Source organism: Ruegeria sp. F5, from assembly GCF_056533845.1.
In genome coordinates this window covers 136,820-156,453 of sequence record NZ_JBQFOU010000010.1, presented here as the reverse complement: position 1 = coordinate 156,453, position 19,634 = coordinate 136,820, and the positions used below count along the sequence as shown (strand labels likewise).

The window sequence follows — 19,634 nt, the reverse complement described above, 5'->3', positions numbered from 1 at the left end:
GGAGGCGAAGATCGAGCAGAGCCCCTTCAGATCGCCGCGCGTTGTGCGGACAACGGTGCCCGAACCCCTCAGGGGCAAACGGGATGCCCTGTTTTTCCTGTGGGCCGAGCTTGAGCGTGCGCGTCTGGGGCTTCCAAGGCAGCCTGATCCGGTCGATCCGCCGAAATCCGACACTGCGGTAGCCGAGGGCACCCCACCGCTGGCGATTGACGAGTTTGTATTTAGGTAGCCTGAGTTTGTGGCGCAGGACCGTCTATTTCTTTTCAAAGAACAGAATGACCTCACCCAGACGGATCCCGTAGCGCGAGACATAGGCGCGGTTCAGCAGGCGGTCATCGGACAGCAGCCACATCCAGTCGTCGAAATTCACCCGCATGGTGCCGTCCTTGACCGGCAGGTCGATCTTGTATGTCCAGTTGAAGGTATCGCCCCGCTCGACCCCTGTGGCCGTGCCCAGAACGCCGGGGGCGGTGCCGGTCCAGGTGTCATCGCCGGTTTTGGTCAGGGTCCAGATACGCTGTTCGGTGGCGCCGTCGTCATAGACGAAATCCTCGACCAGCGTCAGAGTTTCGCCGTCCCATGTGCCGTCGATTTCGACCGTAAAGCGGCGCGGGACATTGCCCAGGACGTCCTGAAACTGGCCGTAGGCGACCGTTTGACCCTCAAAGAACTCTTCCAGGTTCAGTTGCCGGTCGGACAGAAAGGATTTGGGAACCTTCGGCTTGGCGGAACAGGCTGCCAGGAGGGCAAGGCCGGCAATGGCCAGGAGGGTTATCAGGGACCGGTAAACCGTCATTGCAGCGGCCTTGGCTCGGCCTCGGCATCATAGCCGTTTGCGCCGTTCAGATGCGCCGGTTGGGGGACGGGTGCCGGGCGCATGGTGGCGATCAGCTCGGCGACCTTGATGCCGAATTTCCGCATCTCGGACCGGTTCATGATCGCGCCGTTTTCGGTCAGGTACATCCAGTCGGTGACATCCAGAACATGTCCGCCCGCATCTTTGGGCAGGACGATCCGGTAGGTCAGCTTGACCGTCGAGCCTGAAATCGTGCCCTTGCCCTCACCCACGATATCGTCCGCTTTGGCGGTGAATATGTTTCCGGTCCCCATGGTCAGATACCATTTCCGGGTCATCTGCTTGCCGTTGGAATAGGTGAAATATTCGGCCAGCGTGCCTGTGTTGCCGTCCCATTCGCCCACCATGCGGGCCACGAAACTGTTCGACACCTTGCCATTGGGGCCATAGATCAGCCCTTCGGACAGGATATCCCCGTTCAGATGGGTGCTGAGCGAAAACTCCGGCCCGGTGCCGGTGTAATCCGCCGGCGACTGGGCGCGAAAGCTCAGCAGGCGGCTGCGCGCGATGAGGGCAGCAAGGACAGCGAGCAAAAGGAGGACGATGGTGTTCATGTGCGTGTGACCTCTGTCGGCAGGGTCAGAACCATTCCGAACGCCCCGAGTTTCAGGATGCAGGGCAGCACCGCATAGGCCAGGTTGAGCGTCTCGAGCGCCTGCGCGGAATTGGTTTGACCGGGTGTGAAGCCGCTGCGTTCCAGCAGCGGCAGAGTGAAAAAGGCAGCCAGCGCAAGGCCCAGCTTGCCTGCAAAAGACCAGATGCCAAACGCGGCCGAGGCATTCAGCCCCGCGCGCGTCAGCACCACCGAGAACATGGCGGGCAGAACCACCATATCCGCCCCAAGCGCCGCTCCGGACGCAAGACAGATCAGAGCAAATCCGCCGAGGTTTCCGGCAGACAGGGTGGCGGCGCCGATAAAGCCCGCAATCGACAGCGGCATGGCGATGATCAGAGTCTGTTTCGGGCCAATCCGGTTGCTCAGCCGCGCCCAGAGCGGCACGCTGGCCCCGGCGCTGAGGAAGAACAGGATCAGCAATGGGCCTGCCTTGCCGGGCAGTTGCAGCCGGTCTTCGACAAAGAACAGGAACAGGGTCGATGTGATCGCCACGGGCAGGCTGTTGACCAGCGCCAGCGCCAGCAGGCGCAGCGCCCCGGCCTGACCGAGTTCGGAAAAGGACAGGCCATGCCCGGTGATCGGCGTGCGCCGCCACATCGGCAGGGTCAGGGCCAGGGTCAGAACCGCCAGCAGGCCCAGAAACAGTCCAAAGGCCGGATAGCCCTGCGCCTGCGCGCCAAAGGCCACGAACAGGGCGGGGGCGCTGGCCGCGATGATCACACCGGTCAGTTGCCCGCCTTCGCGATAGGCGGCCAGTGTCATCAGCTCTTTCGGGGCGGGATGTTTCGCCAGCGTGGCGCTGCGGCCATAAAGCAGGATCGTCCCGAGGCTATAGGCCGAAAACAGCAGCACCAGAATGGCAACCAGCGCCGCGACGCTTGCCCCTTGGGGCAGGGAAAACAACAAGGGGAACCCGATGGCCAGACCGATGGCCGCCAATGCGGCGAACAGCATCTGAGCACCGGGCCAGCGGTCAATCGCCCAGCCAATCGCCGGGTCCTGCACCAGATCCACCAGCCGGATCACCAGCAAGACGGTTCCGATCACGCCCAGACCGATCCCCAGATTCACCGCCGCAAACCGGGGCAGGTGAATATAAAGCGGAATACCCGCCGCAGCGAGCATCAGCGCATAGAGGCTGACACGCGGGTACAGCATCATTGCCCCTTCAACTGCCGCGTAAAGCTGGCAGAACGAGTGTTGTCGCCCAGAAAGACCGACATGAACGAGCGTTTGATGCCTGTGTTCGTCAGGGTGCAGGTCTGAGCCCCGTTCAGCCAGAACCCGACCTTGTTCGGTCCTTCCGAGATGGCCAGATAGGTGTCGCCCTTGGAGATGGAGCGAAAACAGGCCTCAAGCTGGGCTTGCGTTGGGGCAGGGTTGCCCTGCCGCGCCATCTCGTCCAGCGTCGAGTTCACCAGTGTCTGTTGCGAGATATTCTTGCGGTAGGTGATTTGCAGACCGAAATCCTCGGCCCAGCTGAAAGCCGCGCCGTTCGGGGTGAACAGCTTGGCGTCATAGACCGGCAGGCCCAGAAAGCGGAAGGTCGAGCTGCCGAGCTGCTTGGGATTACTCAGCCAGTTGGACAGTGGCGAGGCCGCCACTCCGCCGGGGACCAGCAGCGCCAGCGACAGCAGCGCGGCGTGGAAAAACCCGCTATTCCGCCGCAACAGATATGGACGGGTCTGTTTCAGAACGGCCATTGTCAGCTCCGATGGTGTGCGGGGTGCCTTTGATCCGGTCGACGACATGCATCGCGCTGGTAATCCCGTCTTCATGAAATCCGTGCCGGTTATAGGCCCCGGCAAACCAGGTCCGGTTCTGCCCCTGCATCGCCCGGATATGCCCCTGCGCCCGCAGCGCCGCCTTGTCGAACACCGGATGGGCGAATTCGACCTGATCAAAGACCCTATCCTGAGGAATTTCCGATGATGCGTTCAGCGTGACAAACAGCGGATCGCTGTCGGGTATGTTCTGGAGCCGGTTCATCCAGTAGGTCACACCCACATTCCCGGCTTGCGAGCGATAGGTCCAGCTGGACCAGCACGCGCGCCGCCGGGGCATCTGGTTCGGGTCGCAATGCAGGATGGCGGTGTTGGGCTGATACTTGATCGCGCCAAGGGCGGATTTTTCCGCAGGCGTTGCGGCCTCACCCAGGATGGCCAGCGACTGGTCGGAATGGGTGGCCAGAATGACCTCATCATACAGATCGGCCTGACCCTGGCTGTGAAGGGTCACGCCAGCATCGTCACGGCGGATGTGATCGACCGGCGCGCCAAGGCGGATTTCGCAGCCCCGGGCGCTCAGGGCGGCGTCGATGCGGCGGACATATTCGATGCTGCCGCCCTTGACCGTCCACCATTGATGCTGCTTGGCGCGGCCCGAGGCCAGCAGCGCGTGGTTGCGGAAGAACTGCACCAAGGATCGGGCCGGGAACTGATCCACGAACTCGACCGGCGTGGACCAGATCGCGCCGCACATGGGCATCAGGTAGTTGTGGCGGAACCAGTGGCCCAGACGCATCTGATCCACCAGCTCACCGATCGTGGTGTCATCGTCGCGCGCGGCGTCTGGGGCTTCCTTGGAAAACCGCAGGATGTCGGCGATCATCTTGTAATAGGCGGGGCGCGCCAGATTGCGCTTTTGCGCGGTCAGCGTGCGCAGGTTGTTCAGCCCGTATTCGATGCGGCCATTGTCGATGGTGGCACCAAAGCTCATCTCGGACTTGACCACGGGCACATTCAACTCGTCGAACAGCGTCGTCAGATAAGGATAGGTGGCGTAGTTGAAGACGATGAACCCGGTATCGACCGGCTGGTCCCCGTTCTTGCCCGCCATCACGGTGCGGGCATGGCCGCCCAGCCGGGGTTCGGCCTCGAACAGGGTGATATCGTGGTCTTCTGACAGGTAATACGCGGCGGAAAGACCCGAAATGCCTGCACCTACTATTGCGATTTTCTTCCGTACGCCCCGGGTTTCGTCAAACATTCCAGCCTCGTTATGTGACATTTTACAATAGGATACGCAGGATAGGCGGCGGTGGATCAATCGGATTAGAAGTTTTTCGGCGTTGCACTATATTGTGACTTCGCGTCACGACCCGTTCATCGTTTCGGGGCGTGATCCAACGCAATTGCGGGGCCGTAAAACACTAAACAGATTGAAACGGTCGGATCATGAGCAGCTTTGACGGAAAAACCTATTGGATCATCGGCGCCAGCGAAGGGCTGGGCCGCGCTTTGGCGCAGGCGCTTGGCGCTCAGGGCGCGCGTCTGATCCTGTCTGCCCGCAATTCCGAGCGGCTGGCCGAGCTGTGTGCCGATTTGCCCGACGCCCGCGCCGTTCCCTTTGACGTCACCGACACAGAGGCGGTGCGCCGCGCCGTGGCCGAGGCCGGAGAGGTCGACGGGCTGGTCTACAATGCCGGCGCCTACGAGCCGATGCGGACGGCGGAGTGGGATGCGCAGGCCGTTCTGACCATGACCGACGTGAACTACACCGGCGCGCTGCGGGTTCTGGGGGAAACCGTGCCCGGATTTATCCGTGTGGGGCGGGGGGATATCACCCTGATCGGATCGCTGTCGGGGTATCACGGTCTGCCTGCGGCGGTTGGCTACGGGGCCAGCAAGGCGGCGCTGATCTCGCTGGCCGAGACCATGCGGCATGATCTTGCAGGCTCGGGCGTGACCGTGCGGATCGTCAATCCGGGCTTCATCAAGACCCGGCTGACCGAGAAGAATACGTTCAAGATGCCGATGCTGATGAGCGCCGAGGATGCGGCGGATCGGGTCGTCAGAGCCATGACGCGCCGCCGCTTTCGCACCGATTTCCCGGCCCCGTTTTCATGGGTGGTCCGGCTGATCGACTATCTGCCGGATTGGCTGGTCTATCGCGGAAAATAGACTCTGATAAGGGGCTTTCAGCCAAACTGCCCCTGACAGAACCAGCCCGCCGACATCGTGCCGCCATGGCCGTAGAACAGCCACAGCCGCTCGCCCTGTTCCGTCACCACCACCCAGTAATCGCGCACGCCGCTGCGCCAGTTGGGGTCGTCCAGCCACCATTCCGGCGCGATCCGTTCCGGCCCGGTGGCCTGCGCCAACTGCCAGTCGCGGCCGCGCCAGCGAAAGGCGCTGGGCACATCCGGACTTTCCGGGGCCATCACCGGTTCGGGCTGCCACATTTGCAAAGGCCGGGGGCGCGGCGGCGCAGGCCAGTCGCGCGCCGGTTCCGACCATGCCGCCGCCAGAACCTGCGCGGTCTTCTCGGGGATATGCGAGGCTGCGGGATGCCGCCGTGTGATCGCGTCCAGCCCGACCCGCGCGCCCAGCTTGGCTGTAAGGTCCTCGACGGCGGTGTTGCCTTCCAGCCGGTCCTGGACGGCCCGGCGGGCCTCGGCATGGCCGGCCATGGTGCGGGCGTGGATGGGCTCGGTCCGGATTGCTTCGAGCCGCAGCATGTCGATGCCGTAACCTGCGTCGATCTGATCGATTTTCATCTCTAACAAAGGGCGAATGCGGTGTTTGTCATAGGTCGGGCGGGCCAGACCGACCTCGATGACCTCAGCCGCCTGATCGGCGCGATGGGCCTCGAGCCGCAACACCCGCACGCCGCGGCTCTTTTCCTCGAGCCTGGCGCAGAGTGTCGGCAGCACCCGGTCGATGGCGGCCATCACATCCTCGACCAGACCGATCGGGTTGGGCAGGGTCATCCGCACCGCAAAGTGATGCGGCGGGCGGGCGGGTGAGACCGGTTCCGGCGCGCTGCCCATCGCCTGATCCAGCCGCAGCACCAATCCGCGTCCGAAGCGGCGCGCCAGCGACGCGCGCGGCTGGCCCAGCAGATCGCCGATCCGGCGCAGGCCCAGACGGTTCAGTTGGGTCACCACCTGATCCTCAAGCCGCAGCGCCGCGATGGGCAGCGGGCTGAGCGCGCCATAAGATTGCCCCGGCGCGGCGATCCGGGCACCGCCGCCCAGCGCCATCACCTGCGGCGCGGCCCCGCCCTTGGTCCAGTGCCGCCGCTTGGTGGCGCGGGCGCGGGTGGCGCGCGCCTCCTGGCTGATGGCGTCGCCGGTACGGTCCGAGGTCGCCTCTTGCCCCGCATAACGCGCCAGCGCCCAGGCGGCACCCAGCGTGTCGGCGATGCCCATCTGCACGCTCAGCCCCATATCGGCGCAGTCGGCCTCAATCACGTTCAGCAAGGCCTCTTCCCCGCCGAACAGATGCGCGCAGCCCGACAGATCGATGATCAGCCCGTCCGGCGCTTCTTCGGCGACCCAGGGGCTGAACTTGCCCACCCAGCGGCGCAGTGCGGTCAGAAACGCGGCCTCGGCCGGGGCGTTGCGGGGGCGGGTGACAAGCGCCGCGCACATGGCATGGGCGTCGCGCACCGGCTGGCCGACCCGCAGACCAGCGGCCTGGGCTTGCGCGTTCAGCGAGCTCACGACCTGCATGTTCGCCTGCTCGGCCACCACGGCCAACGGCCCGTCCTGCAGGCCCCGCGCGGCGCGGATCAGCCGTTCAGCCCCCAGACGGGGGAACCACAACGAGAGTATTCGGCGTTTGGGCATCGGGCAGACATCAAAATGTTCTCATTTTGTTCTTAAATGAGAATCAGCCCCCGAGTCCACGCCTAGCCGCAGGTCAGCCGCTCAATGATGCCGCTGCCATCCACGAACACATTCAGCCGGTCGATCCGGTAATCCTGCGTGGCAAGGTCATCCGGCCCCAGAACACGCGACCGCTCGGGGAGCGCTGCTTGAATGGTCGAAACCGGTTGACCGATGGAATTGGCAAAGGCCTCGCCTTCGCAAAAAGCCAGATCCACCGGGGCCGCTTCGGGCGCAAGGCGGGCGTCTTCGGGCGGCGGCGGTGCCTCGGAGCAGGCGGCCAGCAGGGCCAGCGCGGGAATAAAACGGTGCATTGGCGTTCCTCTTTCGGGCAATGTCGTTTCTGCAATATCAGATGTTTAGCCAATCTGTCACCAAAGCGCAGTTGAAAACGCCCGGCAATTGACGCAGGGTCGTGCAAAGCAAGACAGGGAGACAGTGAACATGCGTACCCGTGCCGCCGTCGCCGTTCAGGCGGGCAAACCTCTGGAAGTGATGGATGTAAACCTCGAAGGCCCCAAGGCGGGTGAGGTTCTGGTGGAGATCAAGGCCACCGGCATCTGCCACACCGATGAATTCACCCTGTCGGGCGCCGACCCCGAGGGCCTGTTTCCCGCGATTCTGGGCCATGAAGGCGCAGGCGTGGTGCTTGAGGTCGGGCCGGGTGTCACCAGCCTGAAACCCGGCGATCACGTGATCCCGCTTTACACGCCGGAATGCCGCGAGTGTGAATACTGTCTGCATCCCAAGACCAACCTGTGCCAGGCGATCCGTTCGACACAAGGTCAGGGGCTGATGCCCGACGGCACCTCGCGGTTTTCGACTTTGGATGGCGATCCGATCCTGCATTACATGGGCTGCTCGACCTTTTCGAACCACACGGTCCTGCCCGAGATTGCGCTGGCCAAGGTGCGCGAGGACGCGCCGTTCGACAAGATCTGCTACATCGGTTGCGGCGTCACCACCGGCATCGGCGCAGTGATCAACACCGCCAAGGTCGAGATCGGCAGCCGTGCCATCGTGTTCGGTCTGGGCGGTATCGGCCTGAACGTGATTCAGGGTCTGCGTCTGGCCGGGGCCGATCAGATCGTCGGCGTCGATCTGAACCCCTCGAAGGTCAATATGGCCACCGCCTTCGGCATGACCGATTTCGTCAATCCCAAAGAGGTCGAGGGCGATCTGGTGCCCTATCTGGTCGACCTGACCAAGGGCGGCGCGGATTATACATTCGACGCCACCGGCAACGTGGGCGTGATGCGCGATGCGCTGGAATCGGCCCACAAGGGCTGGGGCGAATCGATCATCATCGGCGTGGCACCCGCGGGGGCCGAAATCTCGACCCGTCCGTTCCAGCTGGTCACCGGCAGGTCATGGCGCGGCACCGCCTTTGGCGGCGCACGGGGCCGGACCGATGTGCCCAAGATCGTCGACTGGTACATGGAAGGCAAGATCGAGATCGACCCGATGATCACCCACACGATGGGTCTGGACGACATCAACCACGGGTTCGACCTGATGCATCGGGGCGAGAGCATCCGGTCTGTGGTCGTTTACTAAGGCTCTGAACCCTGAATTTTAGAGGACGGCGCGCTGATTGGCGCGCCGTATTTATTTTCCCGGTCGCGTCGCCCCCGTATCCGAACGGGGGGAGCGCACCCGCAGTACCGGCGTGTTGGCCGAGGCGTTTGCCCGGCTTTCGCGCCAGACCACGAACACACCCGAGGCGATGATGATGCTGGCTCCGACGGCGACCCAGCCGTCGGGTTTTTCGCCGAAAAAGATCATCCCGAACAGGGTGGCCCAGATGATCTGGCTGTATTGGCTGGGGGCCACGACTCCGGCGGGCGCGGCGCGGTAGGCCAGGATGATCAGGTGCTGCGCGATGACCGAGAACACGCCCACCAGCGCCATCATCGCCAGATGCGGCAGGGATGGCGGCAAATAGACCGCCGGTTGCGCCACACTCATGGTCGCGATGGCCAGCAGCATCGGGTAAAGGATCAGCACGGCGGAACGTTCCTCATTCCCGATCTTGCGCACCAGAACGGACCCGAAGGCACTGCAGAAAGCGGCTGTGAGCGCCGCGAGGTGGCCGAGGGTGATGTCCGTCGTGCCGGGGCGCAGGACGATCAGAACGCCGATCAGCCCAACACCCACGGCGGCCCAGCGTTGGACGCGCACGACCTCACCCAGAATCGGGATCGACAGGACGGTGACGATCAGGGGGAACGAGAACAGCAGCGAATAGACCTCGGCCAGAGGCAGCACCGAGAAGGCGTAGAACACGCAGACCATCGACGTCACCAGCAGGGCCGAGCGCAGCAGCACCAGCCACGGGTGACGCGGCAGGAAATTCCCGGTGGTCCGGTCGGTCAGGATTGTCACCGTCATCGGCACAAAGGAAAACAGTGTCGCGAAAAAGATGATCTGCATCACCGAATAGGTCCCGCCCAGTACCTTGATCAGCGCGTCATGGCTGGCAAAGACCGCGAATCCCAGAAACGCGAAACCAAGTCCCCGGAGGGTGGTGTTTTGAGTGCTCATCGATATGGCCTCGGGCGATGTCGGTGTGGTGGGTATGGGCCGACGCAGCGGCTGGCTTGCCCCTGAGTAACCCCATTTTGACAGGCCGCATAGCCCCTATTTTACCGCTAACATCGCAAAGCTGCTATGCCGCGCGGTCAACGCAGGATTGGCGGCGCATCCTTGGGCTGGCGGGCCGACTGCACGCCCGCCTTCATTCCCACCCCGATGCGCCGGGCCAGAGCGACCCAGGGGGTTGCGGTTTCCGGGGGCAGGGTCCGGGTCGCGACATCTTCGAACAGGTCCAGCCAATGGGCGAAGAATTCCGGCTTCACGTCGGGCCGTTCGATATGGACCCGCTGCGGATTGCCGTCATAGCTGCGTTCATACAGGATGGCGTTGCGCCAGAAGGCGGCGATCTTGTCCTCATGCGCGGGCCAGTCGTGGACGTGTTTGCTGAAGACCGGTCCCAGTACCTTGTCGTCCCGAACGCGGGCGTAAAAGGCGCGGACCTGCGCGTTGATTTGCTCGGGCGTGGCCGGGAAGCGCGGCGGCAGGGTGGGGCGGGTCATGTCTGTCTCGGATTCAGGCTCTGTTCAGGGCCAATATCCGGTTCAGCCGTCAGGCAACAGGCGTGGTTTTGTCGCGCGGCTCGGGTGTCAGGATATGCCGCAGCAAAGCCACCGGATGCGCCCGCAGGCTGAGGCGGGTGGCGACGTAATCCTCGACCACCTGTTCGCCCAGCGTCATCTGCGGCAGATGGGCTTCGGGCTCGTCCAGCGCCTCACCCTCAAGATCCTGCGAGAACAGCGGCAGAGGTTTGGCGGTGGCAATCGCCTTGGCCTGCCACAGTGCCTCGCGCCGGGTCAGATCGCAGGCGGCAAAGGCATCGGCTTCGGCCAGCCGTTCGATCACTGCAGGCCCCAGCCCTGCGCGGCGCCAAACGTCATCGACCTGATGGTAACCGTTGCCGCGCGCCGCCGTTAACCAACTGGCGTCTTCCTCGCTCAGCCCCTTGATCTGGCGGAAGCCCAGCCGCAGGGCCAGCCCGCCCCGCCCGTCGGGCTCCATCACATTGTCCCAGAAGCTGGCATTGATGCAGACCGGGCGCACCTGCACCCCGTGTTCGCGTGCATCCCGCACGATCTGGGCAGGCGCATAAAACCCCATCGGCTGTGAGTTCAGCAGCGCGCAGGCAAAAATCCCCGGATGGTGGCATTTGATCCAGGCCGAGGCATAGACCAGCAGCGCAAAGCTGGCCGCGTGGCTTTCGGGAAAACCGTAAGAGCCGAAGCCTTCGATCTGCGAGAAACAGCGCTCGGCAAAGTCATCCTTATAGCCGTTACGCTTCATGCCGCGCAAAAAGAGCGCGCGGAATTCGCTGACATTGCCATGCTTCTTGAAGGTCGCCAAGGATCGCCGCAGCCGGTCGGCCTGTTCCGGGGTGAAATCTGCGCCCACGATGGCGATCTGCATCGCCTGTTCCTGAAACAGCGGCACGCCCAGCGTCTTGCCCAGCACCTCACCCAGCGCGTCCGAGGGGAAGCTGACCTCCTCCTCTCCGTTCCGGCGGCGGATGTAAGGATGCACCATGTCGCCCTGAATCGGGCCGGGGCGGATGATGGCGACCTCGATCACCAGATCATAGAAGGTGCGCGGCTTCATCCGGGGCAGAAAGTTCATCTGTGCACGTGATTCCACCTGAAACACACCGATAGAGTCTGCCTTGCACAGCATGTCATAGACCACCGGGTCCTCGGGCGGCAGGGTCGCCAGCGTATAGCCGGTACGGTGGTGCTGCTGGATCAGGTCGAAGGCCTTGCGGATGCAGGTCAGCATCCCCAGGCTGAGCACATCGACCTTGAGAATGCTCAGGCTGTCGATGTCGTCCTTGTCCCAGCAGATGACCGTGCGGCCTTCCATCGTGGCGTTTTCGATGGGGACGAGTTCGTCCAGACGACCCTCGGTGATGATGAAACCGCCCACGTGCTGAGACAGATGACGGGGGAAGCCGTCGATCTCATAGACCAATGATAGAGTCTGTTTCAGGCGGCGATCCTCTGGGTCGAGGCCGATCTCGCGCATTCGGTGCGCCTCGAGCCCATCGGCTGAGAAGAAGCCCCAAAGCTGGGAACTGAGGCCCGCAATGGTGTCCTCGGTCAGGCCCATGGCGCGGCCCACTTCGCGGATGGCACGCTTGCCGCGGTAGTGGACGACCGTGGCGCAGAGGCCGGCGCGTTCACGGCCATAGCGGTCATAGATGTGCTGGATCACTTCTTCGCGCCGTTCATGTTCGAAGTCGACGTCGATATCGGGGGGCTCGTCGCGGGCTTCCGAGACGAAGCGTTCGAACACCATGGTGCCCAGTTCGGGGCTGACCTCGGTAATGCCGAGGCAGAAGCAGACCACCGAATTGGCCGCCGAGCCGCGCCCCTGACACAGGATATCGCGCGAGCGGGCAAATTTGACGATATCGCGGACGGTCAGGAAATAGGGTTCGTATTTCAGTTTGCCGATCAGCGCCAACTCATGCGCCAGCATCTTCCTGGCCTTTTCCGACGCCCCCGCCGGGTAACGCCAGTTCAACCCTTCATACGCCAGACGGTGCAGGCGTTCGGTCGGGGTTTCATCTTCGCTGCCCTCGTTGGGGTATTCGTAACGCAGTTCGTCCAGCGAGAAGCTGAGGTTTTTGCTGAGCGCGTGGGCGCGGGCAACAGCGCCCTCATGACCCTTGAAGATGCGCAGCATCTCACCCTCGGACCGCAGCCGCTGTTCGCCATTGGCCAGCGCGTCGCGGCCCAGCTCATCAACCTTGCGGCGCAGGCGGATGGCGGTCAGCACGTCGGCCAGCTTGCGGCGGGTGCCGTGATGCATCCTTGGCGTGGCGCTGGCGAGTGTGGGGATGCCGAGATGCTGTGATTCAGTCTCTAATTCGTGAAAATACGCGCTGTCGGCGCCGTCATACCGGGGGTGCATCACCAGATGCATCCGCCCACCAAAGCGGCGCGTCAGCTGTTGCGCCTGTGTCCGCCAAGGGCTCCGCCCGTCTTTGGATCGATCCGTCTGTGGCCAGAGCAGCAGGTGGAGACCGTCGGAAAACTCCATCAGGTCGGACAGGTGCAGGATGCAGTCGCCTTTCTCGGCGCGCAGGCGGCCCTTGGACAGAATGCGGCACAGGTTGCCCCAGCCCTGCCGGTTCAGGGGCAGGGCGGTGACGGTGGGTGCATCGGTAAAGATCAGCCGCGCCGCCGGGATCAGGCGGGGCACCGCGTGGATTGGATACGAGGGCGGCTTGGCGATGTGATCGGGGCAGGGCGGGCCGATGGGGATATGCTGCGCCTCCCACTCCAGCCGTTCGCGCACCTTGCGGGCGATCTCGCGCGCTTGGGTGTGGGCGCGCACGATGCCCGCGACCGAGTTGTCATCGGCAATCGCGATGGCGGGCAGGCCCAGGGTGACGGCGCGCTCCATATATTCCTCGGGGTGCGAGGCCCCGGTGAGAAAGGTGAAGTTCGACGTGATCGACAGTTCGGCATACATGACGATTCCCCATTATATTCACGTTTTGTTCTTTTTCGAGTCCTTTGCGCCATTGCGCAGGAAACGGGTCGCCGGGGCGCAGGGCGACGGGCATGGTCAGGGCAGAGAAGGAGGCACAACATGCACAGAATTTCCGCCCTGCCCACCGATCAGGTTCAGGCGTATCGCGACGGTGCGCCGGATGGCTATGGCAATCCGCCCGAGCGGGCCATATCGAACGGGCAAGGCAACCCCTGCCGCCATTGCCTGACCTATATTCCGGAAGGACAGGAGATGCTGGTGCTGGCCCATCGGCCGTTTCCGGAAACGCAGCCATTTGCCGAAACAGGGCCGATTTACCTGTGTGCAGAGCCTTGTCAGCGATACGAGGACCCTGCGGACCTGCCCGAGGCGCTGACCGATTCACCGAACTACCTGATCAAGGGATACGGGCCGGATGACCGGATCGTATACGGCACCGGGATCATCACGCCGCAGGCGCAACTGCACGAGGCGGCCGAAGATATCTTTGCCCGCGCTGACGTGGCCTATATCCACATCCGCTCGGCGCTCAACAACTGCTATCACGCCCGGATCGATCGGGGTTAGAGCCTGACCCGATGCATCCCCCGGCGCGGCTGATCCTGATCATCCGCCGGCGGAGCGTCCTGGCGCGAGGAGGTCAGCGCGAGGAACACATCCTCGAGGTCGGCCTCTTCGGTGCGCACATCGCGGATGCGGATGCCCACGGCGCGGACGGATTCCAGAACCTGTTCGGCACTGGTCTGGGTGCTGCGATAGTGCAGCACAAGGCTGCCATCGTCGCGCAGGCTGGCCTCGACATCCGGCGTCACGGGCAGATCGGTCACGGGCGCGTCGGGGACAATCACCATGGTGCGGCTGTCCATGCGGCCCAGCAGGTTGGCGGTGCTGTCCTGCGCGATCTTTTCGCCGTGGTTGATGATGGCGATCTGGTCACACATCTCCTGCGCTTCTTCCAGATAATGGGTGGTCAGGATGATGGTCATGCCCTGTTCATTCAGCTTTCGCACATTGGCCCAGAGCATCTGCCGCAACTCGATATCCACGCCCGCTGTCGGTTCGTCCAGCACCAGCACCTTGGGATGATGCACCAGCGCCTTGGCCAGCAGCAGACGCCGCCGCATCCCGCCGGACAGGGTGCGGGCATAGGCCTCGGCCTTGTCGCTCAGGCCCACCAGTTCCAGAATCTCATCGCTGCGGCGCTGCGATTTGGGCACGCCGTAAAGCCCGGCCTGAACTTCGAGCGCGCCGCGCGGGGTGAAAAACGGGTCTAGGTTCAGTTCCTGCGGCATCACGCCGATGGCGGCACGCGACTGACGCGGGTGCTGGTCCTGATCGAAGCCCCAGATCGACACGGAACCCGATGACTTCACCACCAGACCGGCCAGAATGTTGATCAGGGTCGATTTCCCGGCCCCGTTCGGCCCCAGCAGCCCAAAGACCGATCCGCGCGGTACGGTCAGATCGATGCCCTTCAGCGCCTGTTTCTCGGGCTGGCTCCTGCTGCCGCGATAGGTCTTGCGCAGCCCCTCGATCCTGATTGCCGCATCGCTCATGTGGCTCTTGCCCCCGGTTTGCTCATCGCTCATAAACGCACCTATTACATGCCCCCGAGGCCGACAACCGAAGAAGGACTGCCAGCCGTGACCATCGAAGCGCCGGAAACCAGGATCGTCGAAACCACCCGTGTCGCCTGTGACGGTGGCGAAGGTGCGCTGGGCCATCCGCGCGTGTGGCTGCAGATCCCCGAGGATACCGGCTGGGTCGAATGCCCCTATTGCGACTGCAAATACGTTCTGAAGGGCACCGAGGCGCAAAGCTGATCGCAGTGATTATCGGGCCTGTCCGGACCCGAATAGGCGCGTCTATTTGAAACAGGACGGAGGCAGGATGCCATTTGCAACAGAGCTTCTGCAGCTTTCGGATCAGGACCTGCTTGCAACAGGCGGCCATAGAAACGTCTATGCCTGTCCGGGTCAGCCGGAGCTTTTGATCAAGGTCACGCGGCCTCGTACGCGGCCGAACCGATCCTTCACCAAGCGGCTGATCCGGCGGCTTCTTCCGGATTCGATGTTCCGCAATGCCCTGAAAGAGATCGAGTGCGAGTTGAAAGCGGCGCTGAAAATCGGCGCTGACATCGCGCAACTGCCCTTGGCGCGGTCCTTTGGCGTGGTGCAGACCGATGTCGGGCCGGGTGTGGTAGTGGAGCGGATACAATCCGATGACGGGCAGCTTGCTGACCATCTTGCGGCGTTGTGCGAGCAGGGTGGGCTGGGCGATGACGTTCTGGCAGACCTCAACGGCTTTGTAGAAAAACTGTTTCAGCTGCAGATCGTCGGGCGCGATATACACGAGACCAATATCGTCTACGGGCGTCGCGGCCAGACCCGGATGTTCTTTCTGATCGACGGGTACGGCGAACGCAATCTGGTGCCCCTGCGCACGCTCAGCCGCAGGCTGAACGACCGGTCGCTGAACAAACAGATGCAGCGTATTGCCGAAAAGACGGGGCTGCTTTGGGACAACACGCATCGGATGTTCAGCACCGCCTGAGCGCCTTGGGAAAGGCCGCCTCGCGTTGCCTCAGTCTCGCCCCGTTTCGGTGATATCCGGGCGGCGGAACGAGAGACTGAGATGACGGACGCCACAGCAACACATATCAACAGCCCGGTATTCGGGTGGATCGGGTTTTGTGCCGGGGCCGCCGCGCTGTTTGCCGCGCTGTTTGTGTTCTGGGCCGGACCTTTTGCGCCGCAGCAATCCACCGGCGTGTCATTGGGCGAGCTTGCCGCAGAGATCGGGAAATCCACCTTGCGCGCAGCGGCGGGTCTGGAACAGCCCGCACCGGTTGCGCCCACGCGGGATCTGGACGACTTCCTGCAGATCGGGGTCGCCATGCTGGGCGGTGCGGCCATTGTCCTGTCCGTGATCGGCCTGCTGCGCCACGAACAGACGCGCCCGGCGATTGCGGGCATCGTGATCGGTGTGGGCGCGATCCTGTTCCAGTTCTTCGCGATGGCCTTTTTCGCGCTTTTGGGCGTGCTGGTGATCATGGCGCTGCTGCACAGTTTTTCCGATTTTTTCTCGGGCCTGTTCGGCGGCTAACTTGATAGCATTCGAGGTGGCAAAACATCTCTAACTTGTGGGTTTAGAGGCCGCTTGGCACATTTCTGCGGTGTCGATATCGCCATACTCATTGAGCAGGAATTGTTCGACATTAAAGCCGGTCCAAACGCGGAACGGTTCACCGTTGCTCAGCGTACCGAGGCCGGTAGCGGTGCCGGTCTCTGGATGTTGATAGGTGAAAAAAGCCCGCCCTGTCAGCGCGTTATCGCAAGTGATATTGGCTTCACCCAATCCGAATGATCCTTGCGATACCCATTCGCCGTAACATGCGAACTCAGCACTGCTTTGCCCAGCAAAAGTCCCCGAGTTCCATCCAATGGCCCGACCGGTAAAGTAGATGCCGTCCTGGCCGAGGCAGGCAAGGATCGGTACGCAATTTGCACTGGCTGACTGGTCAGCTACGCAATCGGCCGGCAGTTTGGGGCCGGAAAGTGTGGGTGTAGCCAGAACAGTGATTGCGGTCACAAACGGGATGACGGATAAAAAGCGCTGAATGAACATGATCAGCACTTTAGGGGGCGCGACACCATGAGCAAGAGCGAATTCGGAAAAGGCTGTCACCTGCATCTGATCGACGGATCGGCCTTTATCTTCAGGGCCTATCACGCCCTGCCCCCCTTGACGCGGAAATCCGATGGACTGCCGATTGGGGCGGTGTCGGGGTTCTGCAACATGCTGCAGAAATATGTAGAAGGAAACGCCGGGCCGGATGCGCCGACCCATGTGGCGGTGATCTTCGACAAGGGCTCGCACACGTTCCGCAACGATCTGTATGACCTGTACAAAGCCAACCGCGAGGCGATGCCCGAGGACCTGCGCCCGCAGATGCCCCTGACCCGCGAAGCGACCAAGGCCTTCAACATCGCCTGCAAAGAGCTTGAGGGGTACGAGGCCGACGACATCATCGCCACGCTGGCGGTTCAGGCGCGCGATGCCGGGGGCCGCGTGACCATCGTGAGTTCCGACAAGGACCTGATGCAGCTGGTCGGCGACGGCGTGGAAATGCTGGACGCGATGAAAAACAAGCGCATCGACCGCGATGGGGTGGTCGAGAAATTTGGCGTTGGGCCCGAACGCGTGGTCGATGTGCAGGCGCTGGCCGGGGATTCGGTGGATAACGTCCCGGGCGCGCCGGGGATCGGGATCAAGACCGCCGCCTTGCTGATCAACGAATATGGCGATCTGGAAACCCTGTTGGACCGCGCCGAAGAGATCAAGCAGCCCAAGCGCCGCCAGACCTTGATCGAAAAGCGCGACCAGATCGAGCTGTCGAAGAAGCTGGTGCAACTGGACGAAAACACCCCACTGGATTTCACACTGGACGATCTTGAGGTGCGCGACCCCGAGCCCGAAAACCTGCTGGGGTTCCTCGCCGAGATGGAATTCCGCACCCTGACCAAGCGGATCGCGGATAAGTTGGGGGCCGAGGCTCCGGTAATTGCCGATGCGCCCGCGCCTGTGGATGAGCCGCAGGCCGAGGATATTCCGTTTGACGCCGGGAAATATGAATGCGTGCGCGATGCGGCTGCACTGCAGAAATGGATCGATCAGGCCTATGAGCGCGGCTGGGTCGCGGTGGATACCGAAACCACCGGCCTGAACGAGATGATTGCCGATCTGGTGGGCATCTCGCTTTGCGTCGAGGCGGGTGAGGCCTGCTATATCCCGCTGACTCACCGTGAAAGTGCGACGGATGATCTGTTCGGCTCGGATGCGCTGGTCGAAGGGCAGATGCCGCTGGATGAGGCTCTGACCCTGCTCAAGCCGATGTTTCAGGACCCGTCGATCCTGAAGATCGGGCAGAACATGAAATATGACGCGAAGATTTTCGCGCGCTATGGCATCGACGTGACCCCCATCGACGACACGATGCTGATGTCCTACGCGATGCATGGGGGTGAGCATGGGCATGGGATGGATACGCTGTCGGAACGCTATCTGAATCACTCACCGATCCCGATCAAACCGCTGCTGGGTTCGGGCAAGTCGGCGATCACCTTCGACAAGGTGCCGATTGATGAGGCCACCGCCTATGCCGCCGAGGATGCGGATATCACGCTGCGGCTGTGGAAACTGTTCAAGCCGCAATTGCATCAGGTGCAGGTGACGACGGTGTACGAGACACTCGAACGCCCGCTGGTGCCGGTTCTGGCCGAGATGGAAATGCACGGCATCAAGGTCGACCGCGATGTTCTCAGCCGCATGTCCAACGCCTTTGCCCAGAAAATGGCCGGGTTAGAGGCTGAAATCCACGAACTGGCTGGAGAGAATTTCAATGTCGGCTCGCCCGCGCAGCTGGGAGAGATCCTGTTCGACAAGATGGGTCTGGAAGGCGGCAAGAAGGGCAAGACCGGGAAATATTCCACCGGGGCGGATATCCTTGAGGATCTGGCGACCGAGCATGAACTTCCCCGCCGGGTGCTGGACTGGCGGCAGCTATCCAAGCTGAAATCGACCTACACCGACGCGCTGCAGACCCATATCAACCCTGATACGGGGCGGGTGCATACGTCTTATTCGATCACCGGGGCCAACACGGGCCGTCTGGCCTCGACCGATCCGAACCTGCAGAACATCCCGGTGCGCACCGAGGAAGGACGCCGTATTCGCGAGGCGTTCATTGCCGAGCCGGGGAACGTGCTGGTCAGCCTCGACTACAGCCAGATCGAACTGCGGATTCTGGCCCATATCGCGGATATTTCGGCTCTGAAACAGGCGTTTTCCGATGGGTTGGACATTCACGCCATGACCGCGTCCGAGATGTTCGACGTACCGCTTGACGAAATGACGCCGGATATCCGCCGTCAAGCCAAGGCGATAAACTTCGGGGTGATCTACGGCATTTCAGGCTTTGGTCTGGCCCGCAACCTGCGCATTCCGCGGGCCGAGGCGCAGGGCTTCATCGACCGCTATTTCGAACGGTTCCCGGGCATTCGGCGGTACATGGACGACACGGTCGCCTTCGCCAAAGAGCATGGTTATGTCCAAACCCTGTTCGGGCGCAAAATCCACACGCCCGAGATCAATGCCAAAGGGCCCCATGCCGGGTTCTCGCGCCGGGCGGCGATCAATGCTCCGATTCAGGGCACGGCGGCGGATGTGATCCGGCGGGCGATGGTTCGGATGCCAGAGGCGATCAACGGGCTGCCTGCGAAGATGCTGCTGCAGGTGCATGACGAATTGCTGTTCGAAGTGGCCGAGGATGCGGTGGATCAGGTGATCGGTGTGGCGCGCGACGTGATGGAGGGCGCATCCGATCCGGCGGTGAAGCTGGATGTGAAGCTGAGCGTCGATGCCGGCCAGGGCGCAAACTGGGCCGAGGCGCACTAGGCGGCGCTGCT

Annotated in this window: 20 protein-coding genes; 8 read left to right on the top strand and 12 right to left on the bottom strand. The window is 62.7% G+C overall.

The genetic code is table 11. The features are described from left to right. Nucleotides 1-55: 55 nt before the first annotated feature. The gene (locus ACR0K1_RS16340) at nt 56-229 is read left to right on the top strand and encodes a hypothetical protein (protein WP_480612021.1); all 174 of its coding nucleotides are present in this window, start codon (nt 56-58) and stop codon (nt 227-229) included. Nucleotides 230-253: 24 nt separating this feature from the next. On the opposite strand, the gene ACR0K1_RS16335 is transcribed toward ACR0K1_RS16340, so the two are convergent. The 5 genes from ACR0K1_RS16335 to ACR0K1_RS16315 are packed head-to-tail and all read right to left on the bottom strand — an operon-like array spanning nt 254 to nt 4,460. Then, nucleotides 254-796: a DUF3833 domain-containing protein gene (locus ACR0K1_RS16335; protein ID WP_480612022.1), complete on the bottom strand. Its 543-nt coding sequence runs from the start codon at nt 794-796 to the stop codon at nt 254-256. Beyond that, nucleotides 793-1,410, bottom strand: coding sequence for a DUF3833 domain-containing protein (locus ACR0K1_RS16330; protein ID WP_480612023.1), 618 nt, complete (start codon nt 1,408-1,410; stop codon nt 793-795). Before ACR0K1_RS16330 ends, ACR0K1_RS16335 begins: the two co-directional genes overlap by 4 nt. Continuing rightward, complete coding sequence (locus tag ACR0K1_RS16325; RefSeq protein WP_480612024.1) at nt 1,407-2,630, bottom strand: MFS transporter; 1,224 nt, start codon at nt 2,628-2,630, stop codon at nt 1,407-1,409. The genes ACR0K1_RS16330 and ACR0K1_RS16325 overlap by 4 nt, the downstream gene beginning before the upstream one ends. Further along, nucleotides 2,630-3,175 carry a hypothetical protein gene (locus ACR0K1_RS16320; RefSeq protein ID WP_480612025.1) on the bottom strand — a complete coding sequence of 182 codons (546 nt, stop codon included), beginning with the start codon at nt 3,173-3,175 and terminating at the stop codon, nt 2,630-2,632. Before ACR0K1_RS16320 ends, ACR0K1_RS16325 begins: the two co-directional genes overlap by 1 nt. Further along, nucleotides 3,129-4,460, bottom strand: a complete 1,332-nt coding sequence (locus ACR0K1_RS16315) for an NAD(P)/FAD-dependent oxidoreductase (protein WP_480612026.1) — start codon at nt 4,458-4,460, stop codon at nt 3,129-3,131. The genes ACR0K1_RS16320 and ACR0K1_RS16315 overlap by 47 nt, the downstream gene beginning before the upstream one ends. A 188-nt stretch (nt 4,461-4,648) precedes the next feature. Between ACR0K1_RS16315 and ACR0K1_RS16310 the strand changes: the two genes are divergently transcribed. Continuing rightward, nucleotides 4,649-5,374: an SDR family NAD(P)-dependent oxidoreductase gene (locus ACR0K1_RS16310; RefSeq protein ID WP_480612027.1), complete on the top strand. Its 726-nt coding sequence runs from the start codon at nt 4,649-4,651 to the stop codon at nt 5,372-5,374. A 17-nt stretch (nt 5,375-5,391) separates the two neighbouring features. Here ACR0K1_RS16310 and ACR0K1_RS16305 read toward each other — a convergent pair whose 3' ends face one another. After that, nucleotides 5,392-7,044: a DUF6504 family protein gene (locus ACR0K1_RS16305; protein ID WP_480612028.1), complete on the bottom strand. Its 1,653-nt coding sequence runs from the start codon at nt 7,042-7,044 to the stop codon at nt 5,392-5,394. A gap of 62 nt (nt 7,045-7,106) precedes the next feature. After that, nucleotides 7,107-7,397, bottom strand: a complete 291-nt coding sequence (locus ACR0K1_RS16300) for an I78 family peptidase inhibitor (RefSeq protein WP_480612029.1) — start codon at nt 7,395-7,397, stop codon at nt 7,107-7,109. A 130-nt stretch (nt 7,398-7,527) separates the two neighbouring features. On the opposite strand from ACR0K1_RS16300, the gene ACR0K1_RS16295 reads away from it, so the two are divergent. Continuing rightward, nucleotides 7,528-8,640 carry an S-(hydroxymethyl)glutathione dehydrogenase/class III alcohol dehydrogenase gene (locus ACR0K1_RS16295; RefSeq protein ID WP_480851289.1) on the top strand — a complete coding sequence of 371 codons (1,113 nt, stop codon included), beginning with the start codon at nt 7,528-7,530 and terminating at the stop codon, nt 8,638-8,640. A gap of 51 nt (nt 8,641-8,691) precedes the next feature. On the opposite strand, the gene ACR0K1_RS16290 is transcribed toward ACR0K1_RS16295, so the two are convergent. The 3 genes from ACR0K1_RS16290 to ACR0K1_RS16280 all read right to left on the bottom strand — a co-directional run bounded on the left by ACR0K1_RS16290 (nt 8,692) and on the right by ACR0K1_RS16280 (nt 13,146). Continuing rightward, on the bottom strand, nt 8,692-9,627 hold the full coding sequence (locus ACR0K1_RS16290) for a DMT family transporter (RefSeq protein WP_480612031.1): 936 nt from the start codon (nt 9,625-9,627) through the stop codon (nt 8,692-8,694). A 137-nt stretch (nt 9,628-9,764) separates the two neighbouring features. After that, a complete protein-coding gene (locus ACR0K1_RS16285; protein WP_480612032.1) occupies nt 9,765-10,178 on the bottom strand; it encodes a group III truncated hemoglobin in 414 nt (137 codons plus the stop codon). Nucleotides 10,179-10,227: 49 nt separating this feature from the next. Beyond that, entirely contained in the window at nt 10,228-13,146 is a 2,919-nt protein-coding gene (locus ACR0K1_RS16280) for an error-prone DNA polymerase (protein WP_480851287.1), read from the bottom strand. Between the two features lie 120 nt (nt 13,147-13,266). On the opposite strand from ACR0K1_RS16280, the gene ACR0K1_RS16275 reads away from it, so the two are divergent. After that, nucleotides 13,267-13,734: a DUF1203 domain-containing protein gene (locus tag ACR0K1_RS16275; RefSeq protein ID WP_480612034.1), complete on the top strand. Its 468-nt coding sequence runs from the start codon at nt 13,267-13,269 to the stop codon at nt 13,732-13,734. Here the strand turns inward: ACR0K1_RS16275 and ACR0K1_RS16270 are convergent. Beyond that, nucleotides 13,731-14,723 (bottom strand): ABC transporter ATP-binding protein, encoded by a 993-nt coding sequence (locus ACR0K1_RS16270; protein ID WP_480612398.1) that lies wholly within the window; start codon nt 14,721-14,723, stop codon nt 13,731-13,733. The genes ACR0K1_RS16275 and ACR0K1_RS16270 overlap by 4 nt on opposite strands. Nucleotides 14,724-14,810: 87 nt before the next feature. Between ACR0K1_RS16270 and ACR0K1_RS16265 the strand changes: the two genes are divergently transcribed. From ACR0K1_RS16265 to ACR0K1_RS16255, 3 genes are all read left to right on the top strand, one after another. Further along, on the top strand, nt 14,811-14,990 hold the full coding sequence (locus tag ACR0K1_RS16265; protein WP_480815607.1) for a zinc-finger domain-containing protein: 180 nt from the start codon (nt 14,811-14,813) through the stop codon (nt 14,988-14,990). A 67-nt stretch (nt 14,991-15,057) separates the two neighbouring features. Continuing rightward, nucleotides 15,058-15,720 carry a YrbL family protein gene (locus tag ACR0K1_RS16260; RefSeq protein ID WP_480851286.1) on the top strand — a complete coding sequence of 221 codons (663 nt, stop codon included), beginning with the start codon at nt 15,058-15,060 and terminating at the stop codon, nt 15,718-15,720. A gap of 81 nt (nt 15,721-15,801) precedes the next feature. Continuing rightward, nucleotides 15,802-16,272: a hypothetical protein gene (locus tag ACR0K1_RS16255; protein WP_480851285.1), complete on the top strand. Its 471-nt coding sequence runs from the start codon at nt 15,802-15,804 to the stop codon at nt 16,270-16,272. A 30-nt stretch (nt 16,273-16,302) separates the two neighbouring features. Here ACR0K1_RS16255 and ACR0K1_RS16250 read toward each other — a convergent pair whose 3' ends face one another. Further along, nucleotides 16,303-16,860, bottom strand: a complete 558-nt coding sequence (locus ACR0K1_RS16250) for a hypothetical protein (RefSeq protein WP_480851284.1) — start codon at nt 16,858-16,860, stop codon at nt 16,303-16,305. On the opposite strand from ACR0K1_RS16250, the gene polA reads away from it, so the two are divergent. Next, nucleotides 16,822-19,623, top strand: a complete 2,802-nt coding sequence (gene polA / locus ACR0K1_RS16245) for a DNA polymerase I (RefSeq protein WP_480851283.1) — start codon at nt 16,822-16,824, stop codon at nt 19,621-19,623. The genes ACR0K1_RS16250 and polA overlap by 39 nt on opposite strands. Nucleotides 19,624-19,634 lie beyond the last annotated feature (11 nt).

Excerpts from the sequence above, each read along its gene's own strand:
- ACR0K1_RS16300 (WP_480612029.1), bottom strand. The coding sequence starts at position 7,397 with ATGCACCGTTTTATTCCCGCGCTGGCCCTGCTGGCCGCCTGCTCCGAG.
- ACR0K1_RS16250 (WP_480851284.1), bottom strand. The coding sequence starts at position 16,860 with ATGCAGGTGACAGCCTTTTCCGAATTCGCTCTTGCTCATGGTGTCGCG.
- ACR0K1_RS16290 (WP_480612031.1), bottom strand. The coding sequence starts at position 9,627 with ATGAGCACTCAAAACACCACCCTCCGGGGACTTGGTTTCGCGTTTCTG.
- ACR0K1_RS16295 (WP_480851289.1), top strand. The coding sequence starts at position 7,528 with ATGCGTACCCGTGCCGCCGTCGCCGTTCAGGCGGGCAAACCTCTGGAA.
- ACR0K1_RS16325 (WP_480612024.1), bottom strand. The coding sequence starts at position 2,630 with ATGCTGTACCCGCGTGTCAGCCTCTATGCGCTGATGCTCGCTGCGGCG.
- ACR0K1_RS16310 (WP_480612027.1), top strand. The coding sequence starts at position 4,649 with ATGAGCAGCTTTGACGGAAAAACCTATTGGATCATCGGCGCCAGCGAA.
- polA (WP_480851283.1), top strand. The coding sequence starts at position 16,822 with ATGAGCAAGAGCGAATTCGGAAAAGGCTGTCACCTGCATCTGATCGAC.
- ACR0K1_RS16330 (WP_480612023.1), bottom strand. The coding sequence starts at position 1,410 with ATGAACACCATCGTCCTCCTTTTGCTCGCTGTCCTTGCTGCCCTCATC.
- ACR0K1_RS16280 (WP_480851287.1), bottom strand. The coding sequence starts at position 13,146 with ATGTATGCCGAACTGTCGATCACGTCGAACTTCACCTTTCTCACCGGG.
- ACR0K1_RS16255 (WP_480851285.1), top strand. The coding sequence starts at position 15,802 with ATGACGGACGCCACAGCAACACATATCAACAGCCCGGTATTCGGGTGG.
- ACR0K1_RS16275 (WP_480612034.1), top strand. The coding sequence starts at position 13,267 with ATGCACAGAATTTCCGCCCTGCCCACCGATCAGGTTCAGGCGTATCGC.
- ACR0K1_RS16320 (WP_480612025.1), bottom strand. The coding sequence starts at position 3,175 with ATGGCCGTTCTGAAACAGACCCGTCCATATCTGTTGCGGCGGAATAGC.
- ACR0K1_RS16270 (WP_480612398.1), bottom strand. The coding sequence starts at position 14,723 with ATGAGCGATGCGGCAATCAGGATCGAGGGGCTGCGCAAGACCTATCGC.
- ACR0K1_RS16335 (WP_480612022.1), bottom strand. The coding sequence starts at position 796 with ATGACGGTTTACCGGTCCCTGATAACCCTCCTGGCCATTGCCGGCCTT.
- ACR0K1_RS16315 (WP_480612026.1), bottom strand. The coding sequence starts at position 4,460 with ATGTTTGACGAAACCCGGGGCGTACGGAAGAAAATCGCAATAGTAGGT.
- ACR0K1_RS16260 (WP_480851286.1), top strand. The coding sequence starts at position 15,058 with ATGCCATTTGCAACAGAGCTTCTGCAGCTTTCGGATCAGGACCTGCTT.
- ACR0K1_RS16305 (WP_480612028.1), bottom strand. The coding sequence starts at position 7,044 with ATGCCCAAACGCCGAATACTCTCGTTGTGGTTCCCCCGTCTGGGGGCT.
- ACR0K1_RS16285 (WP_480612032.1), bottom strand. The coding sequence starts at position 10,178 with ATGACCCGCCCCACCCTGCCGCCGCGCTTCCCGGCCACGCCCGAGCAA.